This is a genomic window from Aquimarina ulvae (genome assembly GCF_053613295.3).
Genome location: NZ_JBSIBP030000001.1, coordinates 527,612 through 540,792, shown reverse-complemented (window position 1 = coordinate 540,792; position 13,181 = coordinate 527,612). Strand labels below are relative to the sequence as shown.

The window sequence follows — 13,181 nt, the reverse complement described above, 5'->3', positions numbered from 1 at the left end:
AATACGAACTTGAGAGTGCCTCGGTTACATATTTTTGATTAATTTGCATAAAAAGCCCCGGGAATATGAAGACAAGCTTATACATAATCAATGAAATTGATCCATTGACCACAACCGCTAAGGTTGCGGATGCACAATTATTGTTTAACGAACTTACCTACACCCATTTCCCTGTTTTGAAAGATGGTATTTATGTAGGATGTATATCAGAGGCAGATGTACGATGTTTTGAAACTGAAAAAACTTTAGAGTCCTATTTGTATGCTTTAGAAGGTTTCTTTGCTAGAACTAACACTAACTGGTTAGATATCTTAGAATCGTTTGCTCAAAACCATTCCAACATATTACCTGTTTTGGATGATGATAATAATTATCAAGGATATTTTGAATTAAGGGATATTATGAATCTCTTTAACGAGACTCCTTTTTTAAGCGAACCAGGTAACATTTTAATTGTAGAAAAAGGGGTTTTAGATTACTCCTTTAGTGAAGTTTCACAAATTGTAGAATCAAACAGTGCTAAGTTATTGGGCCTTTTTATCTCTAACATGGAAAATGACGTAGTCCAGATTACATTAAAAGTAAATGACAGCGACATTAACAATATCGTTCAAACATTTAGAAGATATAGTTATAATATTGTGTCTAAACATCATGAAGATTCTTTTTTAAACAATCTTAAAGAGAGGTCACTATACTTAGAAAAATACCTTAATATATAGAATACCAAAACTAACAAACAAATAAATACATAATGAAGATAGGTATTTACGGTCAGTTCTATCACGAAAAATCCGGTATATATATCCAACAATTGTTAGAAGCGCTGGACAAAAACAATATCGAAGTGGTTATAGAAAAAAATTTTCTGGAATTAATCGACCTTCATGATGATATTGACAAAAGCTATTCACATTTTAGCACTTTTGAAGAGTTAGACCATTCATATGATCTTTTTTTTAGTATTGGCGGTGATGGAACTATTCTAAAAACAATAACCTATGTTAGAGATTTAGGGATTCCGATTGCTGGAATTAACACAGGAAGACTCGGTTTTTTGGCAACCATACAAAAAGAAGAAATCAGAGATACTATCGATCTGATTCTTAACAAAAAATTCGATATATCACCCAGAACCATTGTTACCATAGACACCGTACCACATTCTGAAGAATTTGGAGTTTTGAATTTTGCGATGAATGAAATTGCTGTTAGCAGAAGAAATACCACCTCTATGATCACAGTGCACACCAGTCTAAATGATGAATTCTTGACTTCATATTGGTCTGATGGCCTCATTGTCTCATCTCCAACCGGTTCTACAGGATACTCTTTGAGTTGTGGAGGACCTGTAATGATGCCAGATGCAGAAAGTATGGTATTAACTCCAATTGCACCGCATAATCTTAATGCAAGACCACTTGTGATTCCTGACCATAAAGAAATTAAGTTGCAAGTTTCTGGAAGAGAAGATTCTTATCTCATATCTCTTGATTCTAGAATTCATACGCTTCCGAATGAAACCACAGTTGTTATTAAAAAAGCTCCTTTTAAAATTAATATGGTAGTTTTAGAAGGTGAAAGCTTCTTAAAAACACTACGAAAAAAAATGCTATGGGGAGAAGATAAGCGTAATTAAACAATAAAATCAACTAAAAAGTGTTTTTTAATTCATACTATTTTACTCAAATTCTTGTGTAGTAAAGTTAATTGTTATATTTGCAAACTTTTGAAAATCTATGAGATACTTAGCATCCTTTATATTGATTTTGTTTTTTGGGCAATCTATCACCTCGCAAACTTATGAGGTAGGGCTAATGGTTGGTGGTTCTAATTACATAGGAGATGTAGGGTCGACCTACTATATATCACCTAATGCTCTTGCTATTGGAGCCATTGGAAAATGGAATCGAAGTAAAAGACATGCTTTTAGAGCATCCTTTTTATACGCCAATCTTAAATCCAATGATGCCAGAGGAGATGACAGAAGAGTTCAAAGAGGCTTTAGCTTTAATAATTCTGTAAAAGAACTATCTGTAGGATTAGAGTTCAATTTCTGGGACTGGTTTCTTTATGATGGCCAACCACAATTTACTCCATATTTATATACTGGCCTAACTGGTTTTAACTATAGCGCCAAGGCAGTTGATCCTAATAACGGTAATCAAATTAGTTCCTATAGTGAAAAATGGAATGCAGCGATACCTATGGTTGTTGGTGTAAAGAAAACTATTGGACGGCATTGGATATTGGGCGCAGAAATTGGTGCAAGATATACATTCACAGATAATTTGGACGGAAGTAATCCGGACAATGCCTTTGGAACAGGATTTGGTAATTTGGATAATAATGACTGGTATGTATTTACGGGTATCACATTATCCTACACATGGGGACGAATACCATGCTATTGTGCATTCTAGAAAATGATTAATAAAGACCAACTTAATACTAATATCCCCAAACACGTGGCCATCATTATGGACGGTAATGGTCGATGGGCAAAAAAGAAAGGGCTTTTTAGGGCAATGGGACATGAAAATGGAACAAAAGCCGTTAGAGAAGCTGTAGAAGGAGCTGCAGAAATTGGTATAAAATATCTTACCTTATATGCTTTTTCTACTGAAAATTGGAACAGACCCAGATTAGAAGTAGAAACTTTAATGAAACTTTTGGTCAGCTCCCTAAAAAAAGAAATTAAAACACTTCAGAAAAATAATATCCGATTGAATGCTATCGGAAATCTGCAAGCACTGCCTGAAAAAGCAAGGAAAGAATTACTGGAAGTTATTGAAAAAACTAAGGATAACAAGCATATGACGCTTTCACTAGCCCTCAGTTATGGTAGTCGAGAAGAGCTTATAAAAACTATTCAAGAAATAAGTAATAAAGTTAAAAATAATGTACTTTCGCCACATCTTATAAATGAAGCAGTCATTAATGAGCATTTGTATACGAAAAACCTTCCAGATGTAGACTTATTAATACGTACTAGTGGAGAACAACGTATTAGTAATTTTTTGTTATGGCAAATTGCGTATGCAGAATTATATTTTACTAAAATATTATGGCCTGATTTTAAAAAAACGGATTTATTTGAGGCCATTTTGAATTATCAACAAAGAGAGAGAAGATTTGGAAAAACTAGTGAGCAGCTTAGTTAAAAAGATGACAAAAAAATTACCTATTACGTATTTTGCATTCATTGCATTTCTATTAAATACAGCATTACTTTCAGCACAAAGTTTACCTGGCACAACTGGCAAAGAGTATATTATTGGTGGTATAGAGGTCACCGGTATCTCAACTTATAATGAGAATACGATTATTACTTTTACAGGGTTAAAAAACGGCGAAAGGATTGCATTACCTGGAGATAAAATCAGTCAGGTCATAAAAAAACTTTGGGATCTTGAATTATTTAGTGACATTAATTTTTACATCACTAAAGTAAAAGGTGATACGGCTTATCTGGAAATTAATATTCAGGAAGTACCAGAACTAAAACAAGCTCGTATCGACGGGGTTAGAAAACGTAAAGCCGAAGACTTAATTAAGGATAACAGCCTAAATCCCGGAACAAAGGTCACAGAAAACCTAATTACTACAACACGTAATTTTATTACCAATAAATATCGTAAAGACGGTTTTCTGAACACCAAAGTTATTATAAACACTACACCTGTTAAAGATACAGTTCCTACTAACAAAGTAAACATGCTAGTTAGAATAGACAAAGGTGACCGAGTAAAAGTCGATAAAATTAGAATCGACGGAAATGAACGTTTTTCTGACAACAAGGTGAGAGCGGCCATGAAAAACACCAAACAGAAAAAATTATGGAGATTCTGGAAACGCTCAAAATATATCAAAAATGATTATCAAGAGGACAAAGAAAGTATTATTAGTAAATACAAGGAAAAAGGGTATAGAGATGCTCGCATAACTTCGGATTCCTTGATTGTAGAAGATGACAACAGTGTTTCATTAAACCTCGAGATAGAGGAAGGAAATAAATATTATTTTGGTGATATTAATTTCTTAGGGAACAGTGTTTATACCGACAATCAGTTGGCAAGACAACTTGTAATCAAAAAAGGAGATGTATATAACGGAGTCCTTTTAGAAAAACAAATTGCAGACAACACAAAACCTGATGCTAATGACCTTACTAACTTGTATCAGAACAACGGGTATTTATTTTCTAATATCGATGCAGTAGAAACTAATGTGAAAAATGACACGATCGATTTCGAAATTAGAATTCGAGAAGGAAAACTAGTACATTTTGATCATATTACCGTAACGGGTAATGATAAAACCAATGACCATGTTATTTATCGAATATTAAGAACTCAACCTGGTCAGATATATAGTAAAGACTTGGTAGTAAGAACTGTTCGTGAAATAGGACAATTAGGTTTCTTTGATCCTGAACAGTTAGAACCCCAATTTAAAAATGCCGACCCACAAGCAGGAACCATTGACATTAACTACCCCGTAGTTGAAAAAGGTGCTAGTCAGATTGAGCTTCAAGGTGGTTTTGGAGGTGGAGGTTTCGTTGGAACATTAGGTCTTGCTTTTAGTAATTTTTCGATCAGAAACATTTTTAATAAGGAGGCCTATAGTCCTTTACCTATGGGAGATGGGCAAACACTTCGAGTACGAGCTCAGGCTAGTCAGTTTTTCCAAACCTATAGTTTATCGTTTGTAGAACCTTGGTTAGGTGGGAAAAGACCTTTCCAACTTTCTACTTCTTTTTCTCATACCATTCAGTTTTTATTTAATAACAGAACGCGTGATGTAGATAGAGATAGTAAGTTTTTGATTACTGGTGGATCTATTGGTATTGCCAAAAGGCTTAATTGGCCCGACAATTACTTTACACTATCCCAGGCGATAAGTATTCAACACTATAATCTTAAAAACTATAATACTAGATTATTTACCTTTGGAAATGGTTCTTCAAACAACCTTGCATATACTATAGGAATCAACAGAAACAATACTGCGATTAATCCTATTTTCCCAACATCGGGATCTGAGTTTAATCTTATTGCTAAGCTTTCTCTACCCTATTCATTGTGGGATGGTACAGACTACAGTGGATTAGCAGAAAGAAGATCTGATATTCAAGGGGAACTAGATGATCCAAACTCAGGATTAAGTGCTGATGAACGTCAGGATTTAGCAACGGAAATAGGTGAGATTGACCAAGAACGTTTTGATTGGTTAGAATATTACAAAATTAAATTTGATGCTACTTGGTATACTACCCTAACTAAAATAGGTAAACAACCTTTAGTATTAAAGACAAGAGCTGAATATGGTTTTCTGGGTGCTTATAACAATAACAGAGGAAATATCCCTTTTGAAAGATTCTTTTTAGGAGGAGACGGTCTAGGTGCTACTGCATTAGATGGCAGAGAAGTTGTAGCGCTAAGAGGGTATCCAAATCAGTCGCTTATACCCCTTAGTAGAGCAAATGATCCAGATTTTGTAGAGGATGGGGCAACAATTTATAATAAATATTCGTTAGAACTTCGTTATCCAATTACTTTAAAACCATCAGCATCTATTTATATGCTGACGTTTTTAGAAGGTGGAGCATCCTATGATAGCTTCAGAGGATTCAATCCATTTCAATTAAATCGTTCTGCTGGAGCAGGTTTACGTATCTTTATGCCAGCCTTTGGATTGCTGGGTATTGATTTTGGGTACGGTTTTGATCCAATTCCAGGTACGACAGGAAATAATGGATGGGAGACCCACTTTATCATTGGACAACAATTTTAATTTTGGCACGATTATTTCTATAAACAAATCAGGATCATGAAAACAAAAGTTCTTTTAGTATTAACAACTATCCTTTGGTTATCTTTTTCCAATTCAGCAGAGGCGCAAAGAGGTATTAGAATCGGTTATATCGATATGGATTATATCCTAGAAAATGTTCCCGAGTATAATGAAGCGTCAGCAGACCTGGAAACCAAAGTACAAAAATGGAAAGTAGAAATCGAGGCGGAATTAAAAGAGGTGGAACAAATGAGAAAGAACCTCAATAATGAACGCGTTTTGCTTACTAAAGAGCTTATTGAAGAAAGAGAAGAGGATATTTTCTTTAAAGAAAAAGAAATTCTTGAATATCAACAAAAAAGGTTCGGTCCTAACGGAGACTTATTCCTACAAAAAAAGAGATTAGTGCAACCAGTTCAGGATCAGGTTTTTGTTGCGGTACAAGAAATAGCAAAAAACAAAAAATATGACTTTATATTTGATAAATCTGCAGATTTGGTAATGCTCTTTTCTGCCGACAGACACGATATAAGTGATCAAATATTATTGAGAATAAATAGAGCTTCTAAAAGAAGGCAGGTAAATAGTAAAAAAGATAGAAAAGCCTTAGAGAGAGCTGAAGAAAGAAATGTTGAGCAGGAAAAAGAAGTAACTGATAGAGAAAAGGCTACGTCCCAGAAACAAGCGGAGAGAGAAAAATTATTAGCAGAAAGAAGAGCTGCAAGAGATTCGATCAGAGCAGCTAAGAAAAAAGAGTTTGAAGAAAGACGGGCTAAACTTCTGGAAGCGCAAAAAAGAAAAAAAGATTCTATAAATGCCTTAAAAGAGCAATTGAAAGACGGCGCACCTTCTGACGATGATGGTGAGACAAATGAAAATGAAGATAATTAAAAAATTAATTTTTAAATTTATAACACACTTAATATTACTGAAAATGAAAAAGTTTAGAACCCTATTTGTAGCATGTGCATTTATCCTTGGAGCCTCAAGTTTCACTAATGCACAATCCAAAGTAGCACATATCGCTTCTCAAGAACTTGTGGAAGCAATGCCTGCTTTTAAAGCTGCTAAAAGCGAAATCGAAAAGCTAAACAAAACATATGAAGCTGAAATCAGAAATATGGTTTTGGAATTGCAAAATACTATGAAAAAGTATCAAGCGGAAGCTCCTACTAAAACTGAAGAAGAAAATGCTAAAAGAGCGCAAGAAGTTCAGGCTACAGAAAAAAGTATTGGTGATTACAGACAAAACGCATTACAAGATCTTCAGAAAAAAGAAATTGAGTTATTGAAACCAATTTATGAAACTGCACGCGTATCTATACAGAAAGTAGCAAGAGCACAAGGCTTTCAATATGTATTAGATTCTACCACGGGAACAGGAGTTATCCTAGCTGACGGGAAAGATCTAATGGCAGATGTAAAGAAAGATTTGGGTATTTAAAAATTACCTTTATAACATAAAACAAAAAACAGTGAGTCCAGATTCTCACTGTTTTTTTATTTTTGGCATATTACTATTTAAATCAATGAAAAATCAGGCAATTGGTATTTTTGACTCTGGTGTAGGAGGAACTTCTATTTGGAAAGAAATTGCGCTAGCAATGCCAAATGAAAATACCACATACTTGGCAGACAGTAAGTATGCGCCTTATGGTAAACGTGATAAGGATGAAATTATCTCCTTAAGCATTAAAAACACCAAAAAACTTCTTGATTTACACTGTAAGATCATCGTTGTTGCCTGTAATACGGCTACCACAAATGCTATAAAAATACTCAGAGAACGGTTTGACATTCCGTTTATCGGTATTGAACCTGCTATAAAACCAGCTGCCTTACATACGAAGACTCAGAAAGTTGGAGTGTTGGCTACAAAAGGGACGTTATCCAGCGAGCTTTTTGCAAAAACATCTGATCAATATGCTAATAACATAGAGGTAATTGAAGTCATCGGTACGGGACTGGTAGAGCTTATCGAAGAAGGTAAAATCCAAACTACCGAAATGTATATCTTATTATCATCCTATATTCAACCGTTGGTCGATAAAAATATAGATTACCTTGTTTTGGGCTGTAGCCATTATCCGTATCTCATTCCAATTCTCAGAAAAATGCTTCCTGTAGGTATCGATATCATAGATTCTGGTGAAGCTGTAGCGCGACAAACTAAAGTAGTTCTTTCTAAAAAGAACCTTTTAAATACGTCTAGCGAGGAAGGGGATCATACCTTTTACACCAATGGATCATTACCGATCTTACGAAAAATTCTAAAAACAAACGAAGTCAATTTTAGTTCGAAAAATTTAGACTTTTAGATACTAGAAATGACACGTTTACCAACCATTCTTTATTTAAAATAATCCAGTAAGCTCCCTTTTTTAGAAGATGATACCAGAAGTTCTTTACCAGAATTTAATTGAACGCTGCCACCTTTGCCTTTTTTATATTTTACAATGGCATTTACATTAACTAAATAACTTTTATGTATCCTTACAAATCCATGATCTACTAAAGAGTCTTCAAAATACTTTAATGTCTTACTTACTAATTTTTGTCCTTGATTAAGGAATATTTTAGTGTAATTATCATCTGCCTGGCAGTATAAAATTTCTGTGACTTTCAATACCTCGAAACCATCTTGTTGTGGTATGGTGATTTTTCCGTCTGCAGCTGCAGATATTTTTGGAGTCAAGACTTTATCCTCTAATTCTTTTTCACGCTCTTTTATGTGGCTTACGTGATCAACTGCCTTAATTAGATTATCTATTGCTATGGGTTTTAAAAGATAATATGTCGCCTGCGCATTTAGTGCGTCAACAGCATAATGATTATAAGCTGTAACGAATACAGTTTCAAATGTTCTATCGGGTACTTGCTCTAATAAATCAAAAGCATTACCATAAGGCATCTCTACATCAAGAAACAAGAGATCAGGGTTATTAGATCCTAGCAATTCTAATGTTTCGGGTACACTTGCAGCTTCTCCTATCACCTTTACTGTCGGGCAATATTTTTCCAAATAATTTTTTAAGATTTCCCGGCTATTCGCCTCATCATCTACTACGATTGCTGTTAAATTCACAATTTATTAAATTTATTAAATTTTCTTTGTAATGAATTCATGTTCTCAAATACTCCTAAAGCATTACACCTCTTTTTTTAGTATCAATTTTACTTCAGTACCTCCTTCGTCAGTCAAATCAGAGATAAAAACATCGACTTTGTCTTTGTACATGGTATTAAGGATAGTAATTCTCTTTTGGATATTACTCATTCCCTGAGACTTTTGTTTCTTTTGATTTTGCGTTTTTAATGCTTTAGATTTTTCTCTACCGATTCCATCATCTGTAATTACAATTTCTATTATTTCGTTATTCGTTTTATTAAAATGTATTGATAACAACCCTTTTTCTTCCTTATAGCGCAATCCATGCCAAACAGCATTCTCTACATAAGGTTGCAGTAACATTGGAGGAATCATGTATTTTGCGATATCTATTTGTGGGTCGACTTCAATAGTATATTCAAATTTATCCTGAAATCGAAAATGTTCCAACTGCACATACAAATCTAATAATGCTATTTCTTTTTCTAATGGAATAAAATCTTCTTCACTATTTTCTAATACGGATCTCATCAATAACGAGAAATCGGTTAAATATTTGTTTGCTGCACGTTCATCACTTGTAGCAATAAAAGTATTTACAGAATTTAATGCATTAAAAATAAAATGCGGATTCATCTGGGAGCGTAATGATTTTAATGCTAATAGGTTATTGGCATATTGCTGCTGTTTTATATTTCGGTACATTAAATAAGCAGCCAAAAACAGTAAAACAGAGAGCCCAATTAATGAATAAATAATTATTTTTTGCTGCCCAGCAAGTTCTTGAGATGCAAAAGCCAGTTTATACCTACTCTCATTAAGTTCTCTGTCCTTTTCTAATGTAGTAATTCGATTTGCTTTTTGTGCTAATTCACGATTAAATCTAGTTGCTTGTGATATTTCTTGTTCTTTTTTAATATATAGTTTATCAATAATAACTTCGTATTCTTTAAAAGCCTCTGATGCTTTTTTCAACTCTCCTTTTTCTCGATATACCTCCCCTAATTTTCTGGTGGCATCTTTTTGAACTACAAGGTCATTTTCTGATGCTGCTTTTTTTATACTTTCTTCTAGATAAGGTATCGCTTCATCATATTCAGCCTGTGCAGCAAAGGCATTCGCTATTTTATAATTCTGAACTTGAGATGTGATAGCCCGATCTTCATTAATAGCTGGTTCTAACTCACTATTATCAACTTGCACAGGGTTAGCGTGTTCTTTTCGTTCTATATCCTGAATATCTTCAAGTGCCTCCTTTCGCAATTCTATTTCTTTTGCGAAACTATTACTCTTATTATAAAAATCTGCTGCTTTTGCTCTTTGACGGGCCGAGGATTTTTTACTTCTTCTGCTTGCCAGTTGTACAGAGTTATCCAAATACTCCTCTGCATCATCCATATTTCCTTGAATCTGAAGAATTTCTGCCAGTTTAGAATTCAATTCAATAATAATATCTTCAGCCTCCTCTTTTTGTGCAAATGACAGAGCTATATTATAATTTTTAACAGCGCTCTTATCATCCCCGTATCCTTTATAACTATCTGCTAGCCCTTCATACACTTTAATGCGTTGCAAAGATTGCAATCTGGATTTCTTGAGCTGATCAAAAGTGCGTAAAGAAGCGTCATAATTTTCACCCTGTAATTGAACAGTACCTAATTTAATTTTTACATCAGTGCTATACTTATTGTTTAGGCTGGTTTCATAATTGCTTTCTGCTAAATCAGGCTGTTTCCAATACGCATAAACATCTCCCAAAGTTTCAAAAAGCTCTGCCTTTTTTTCATCACCGAAAGTATCTTCGTCCGATATTGTTTCTAGGGCTTTTGTTACATAATCAATACTTGTTGAGGCATCTTTTTTCAAAGAATTTCTGGCAGCAGCAAGATGTACTGCATAAGCCGCAGATAATTTTTTTTGCCTTTGCTCCCTATCAGCACTTGAAGCTACTGGATTTTCTTGTACTTTAACATCAATTCTTTCTCCGCTTTTAATGGTGTAATAGACCGTATCAAAATTGTCATGACTGATTATGATCTCATCCCCTATTTTAGCTTGGATTTTAAAATCTCCCAAATTATCTGTGTGGTATATCCTACCGCCTACTACCCGGATTTCTACATTACTGATAGGCTTTAATGTTTTATCTTCTTTCACTGTACCTCTTATGGTCGCCAACGATTTCTCCACTATTCTTGCATTGTGTTGAGCAAAAAGGGAGTTTGGCAAGAGCCACATTATCAGTAATACAAAACAAAATTTATCCATTACATTTTTCGTAAGCCAGGTAAACTTAATCCATTTATATGGGATATTAAAATCAGAATTTATCAAGATATCCCTTTTCCATCAATTATTTGGTCATAAAATTAAACTTCCCTAACTGATTAGGCTTTTTCACTCATTCATCTTAGCTTCTTGCTCATTACTCATTTTTATCCAAAAAAGTTCACCCTAGATTTAGCCTAAATTAAAATAAAGAACAATAGTTATGAAGACACTATATTTATGGAGTTTATTATGCTTACTAATAATTCCTATATCCTGTAACGCAAGAAACAATAGAAATTCTGAACTGGTATTTGTATCAGAAAACTCACAGCTGATTTACACCTACAAAACGGATCCTGATACTAAAAACATACAGGTAGCATTATTATTAGATACTAGTAATAGTATGGATGGGCTAATTGATCAGGCAAAAGCCCAGTTATGGGAAATAGTAAATGAACTTTCTTATGCATCGTGTGGTCATTATAAAATAAAGCTACAGATCGCTTTGTACGAATATGGTAATGATCGTTTACCGTCGAAAGAAGGGTATATTAGACAAGTACTTCCATTCTCTGATGATCTGGACGAAATATCAAAAGAACTTTTTGCACTAACTACCAACGGCGGTAACGAGTATTGTGGTAAAGTAATCAATACTTCTATAAACCAATTAGATTGGAAAAAAAACAATGACCATTTAAAATTAATATTCATTGCAGGAAACGAACCTTTTACCCAAGGTCCTATAAATTATAAAGATGCTGCCGTTGATGCAAAGGAAAAAGGAGTTACCATTAATACTATATTTTGTGGTAATTATAAACAAGGTATTGAAACCAGATGGAAAGACGGAGCAGATCTCACAAATGGAGAATATAGTGCTATTGATCATAACAGAGAAACAATACACATAGCAACACCTTATGATGACATTATTCTACAGTTAAACCAGAAATTGAATAACACTTATATCTACTACGGAGATGAGGGTTCCAAAAAAATAAGCTTGCAGGCCGAACAAGATAGCAATGCAAGGTCTTATAGTCCCGCCAATGCTGTAAGTAGAACTGTGAGTAAGAGCTCTGGATTTTATAAAAACAAAAGTTGGGATCTTGTAGATGCAGCAGAAGACAAAAATTTTGAATTAGAAGAAGTTGAGCAAGATGAATTACCACAAGAACTAAAAGGTAAATCTAAAACCGACCTGAAAAAATATATTACTCAAAAGAGCAACGAACGAAAAGAAGTCCAAGAAAAAATACAAAAGCTGAACAAGAAACGTATGGAATATATCAAAAACAATAGTAAAAAAGATGATTCTAATTTAGAAGCTGCATTGATCAAGGCAATAAAAACTCAGGGAGAGCGAAAATCATTTAGCTGGAAAGAATTATAAAAAACAAAACCGATGAAAACTAGTTTAATCCTTTTATTAATACCTATAACCATGTTATCTCAAAAGCATCAGGAGTTGAAAAAGTCCAACGTAGATTACAATTCATTTTTAGAAATTTCAGAAGAAGTTCTGGAGTATAGACAAACTAGATTAACACCTCTAGATACATTCCTTTATTTCACAAAGGATCCTAAAACTATTCTATTGGACACAAGATCAGAAGCTGCATACAACCAAAAACACTTAGAAGGAGCTGTGCATTTAAATTTTTCGGATTTTACTGAAGAGAAACTCGCAAAAGTTATTCCCGATAAAGAAACAAGAATCTTAATTTATTGTAACAATAACATCGACGGAGACACTGTAAATTTCCCAACTAAAAAACTTCCGTTAGCCTTAAATATACCGACATTTATCAACTTATATGGTTATGGTTATGGTTATAAAAACATCTATGAACTTTCCTCGTTAGTTCCTATACGAGATAAACGATTAAAGTTTACTGGAACTAAAGTAAAGTAAATTTCTCCGAAGGAAGCCTCGGGGTATTAAACCTTCATTAGAATAAAAAACGACAGCAAGCTTAAAATAGCTTGCTGTCGTTTT

General features: G+C 33.9%; 12 protein-coding genes. 10 read left to right on the top strand and 2 right to left on the bottom strand.

Features of this window, described 5'->3' with window-relative positions:
- The first annotated feature begins 65 nt into the window (after positions 1 to 65).
- From ACWGOQ_RS02340 to murI, 8 genes are all read left to right on the top strand, one after another.
- Positions 66 to 722, top strand: coding sequence for a CBS domain-containing protein (locus tag ACWGOQ_RS02340; protein WP_452056942.1), 657 nt, complete (start codon positions 66 to 68; stop codon positions 720 to 722).
- Between the two features lie 32 nt (positions 723 to 754).
- Positions 755 to 1,639, top strand: a complete 885-nt coding sequence (locus ACWGOQ_RS02335; RefSeq protein WP_452056941.1) for an NAD kinase — start codon at positions 755 to 757, stop codon at positions 1,637 to 1,639.
- A gap of 100 nt (positions 1,640 to 1,739) precedes the next feature.
- Entirely contained in the window at positions 1,740 to 2,423 is a 684-nt protein-coding gene (porG, locus tag ACWGOQ_RS02330) for a type IX secretion system protein PorG (RefSeq protein WP_452056940.1), read from the top strand.
- A gap of 3 nt (positions 2,424 to 2,426) precedes the next feature.
- Entirely contained in the window at positions 2,427 to 3,164 is a 738-nt protein-coding gene (uppS, locus tag ACWGOQ_RS02325) for an undecaprenyl pyrophosphate synthase (RefSeq protein ID WP_452056939.1), read from the top strand.
- 4 nt (positions 3,165 to 3,168) lie between these two features.
- On the top strand, positions 3,169 to 5,796 hold the full coding sequence (gene bamA / locus ACWGOQ_RS02320) for an outer membrane protein assembly factor BamA (RefSeq protein WP_452056938.1): 2,628 nt from the start codon (positions 3,169 to 3,171) through the stop codon (positions 5,794 to 5,796).
- 36 nt (positions 5,797 to 5,832) lie between these two features.
- Entirely contained in the window at positions 5,833 to 6,687 is an 855-nt protein-coding gene (locus ACWGOQ_RS02315) for an OmpH/Skp family outer membrane protein (protein ID WP_452056937.1), read from the top strand.
- 43 nt (positions 6,688 to 6,730) lie between these two features.
- The gene (locus ACWGOQ_RS02310) at positions 6,731 to 7,240 is read left to right on the top strand and encodes an OmpH/Skp family outer membrane protein (RefSeq protein WP_452056936.1); all 510 of its coding nucleotides are present in this window, start codon (positions 6,731 to 6,733) and stop codon (positions 7,238 to 7,240) included.
- An 85-nt stretch (positions 7,241 to 7,325) separates the two neighbouring features.
- On the top strand, positions 7,326 to 8,114 hold the full coding sequence (gene murI, locus ACWGOQ_RS02305) for a glutamate racemase (RefSeq protein WP_452056935.1): 789 nt from the start codon (positions 7,326 to 7,328) through the stop codon (positions 8,112 to 8,114).
- Between the two features lie 32 nt (positions 8,115 to 8,146).
- Here murI and ACWGOQ_RS02300 read toward each other — a convergent pair whose 3' ends face one another.
- Both ACWGOQ_RS02300 and ACWGOQ_RS02295 read right to left on the bottom strand, forming a co-directional pair.
- On the bottom strand, positions 8,147 to 8,881 hold the full coding sequence (locus ACWGOQ_RS02300; protein WP_452056934.1) for a LytR/AlgR family response regulator transcription factor: 735 nt from the start codon (positions 8,879 to 8,881) through the stop codon (positions 8,147 to 8,149).
- Positions 8,882 to 8,944: 63 nt separating this feature from the next.
- On the bottom strand, positions 8,945 to 11,173 hold the full coding sequence (locus ACWGOQ_RS02295; protein ID WP_452056933.1) for a tetratricopeptide repeat-containing sensor histidine kinase: 2,229 nt from the start codon (positions 11,171 to 11,173) through the stop codon (positions 8,945 to 8,947).
- Positions 11,174 to 11,396: 223 nt separating this feature from the next.
- On the opposite strand from ACWGOQ_RS02295, the gene ACWGOQ_RS02290 reads away from it, so the two are divergent.
- A complete protein-coding gene (locus ACWGOQ_RS02290; RefSeq protein ID WP_452056932.1) occupies positions 11,397 to 12,575 on the top strand; it encodes a vWA domain-containing protein in 1,179 nt (392 codons plus the stop codon).
- Between the two features lie 12 nt (positions 12,576 to 12,587).
- Positions 12,588 to 13,097: a rhodanese-like domain-containing protein gene (locus ACWGOQ_RS02285; protein ID WP_452056931.1), complete on the top strand. Its 510-nt coding sequence runs from the start codon at positions 12,588 to 12,590 to the stop codon at positions 13,095 to 13,097.
- The last annotated feature ends 84 nt before the right edge of the window (positions 13,098 to 13,181 follow it).

Bases quoted from the DNA above. Each gene is read 5' to 3' on its own strand.
- ACWGOQ_RS02340 (WP_452056942.1), top strand. From the start codon at position 66: ATGAAGACAAGCTTATACATAATCAATGAAATTGATCCATTGACCACA.
- ACWGOQ_RS02310 (WP_452056936.1), top strand. From the start codon at position 6,731: ATGAAAAAGTTTAGAACCCTATTTGTAGCATGTGCATTTATCCTTGGA.
- porG (WP_452056940.1), top strand. From the start codon at position 1,740: ATGAGATACTTAGCATCCTTTATATTGATTTTGTTTTTTGGGCAATCT.
- ACWGOQ_RS02335 (WP_452056941.1), top strand. From the start codon at position 755: ATGAAGATAGGTATTTACGGTCAGTTCTATCACGAAAAATCCGGTATA.
- ACWGOQ_RS02295 (WP_452056933.1), bottom strand. From the start codon at position 11,173: ATGGATAAATTTTGTTTTGTATTACTGATAATGTGGCTCTTGCCAAAC.
- uppS (WP_452056939.1), top strand. From the start codon at position 2,427: ATGATTAATAAAGACCAACTTAATACTAATATCCCCAAACACGTGGCC.
- ACWGOQ_RS02315 (WP_452056937.1), top strand. From the start codon at position 5,833: ATGAAAACAAAAGTTCTTTTAGTATTAACAACTATCCTTTGGTTATCT.
- bamA (WP_452056938.1), top strand. From the start codon at position 3,169: ATGACAAAAAAATTACCTATTACGTATTTTGCATTCATTGCATTTCTA.
- murI (WP_452056935.1), top strand. From the start codon at position 7,326: ATGAAAAATCAGGCAATTGGTATTTTTGACTCTGGTGTAGGAGGAACT.
- ACWGOQ_RS02285 (WP_452056931.1), top strand. From the start codon at position 12,588: ATGAAAACTAGTTTAATCCTTTTATTAATACCTATAACCATGTTATCT.
- ACWGOQ_RS02290 (WP_452056932.1), top strand. From the start codon at position 11,397: ATGAAGACACTATATTTATGGAGTTTATTATGCTTACTAATAATTCCT.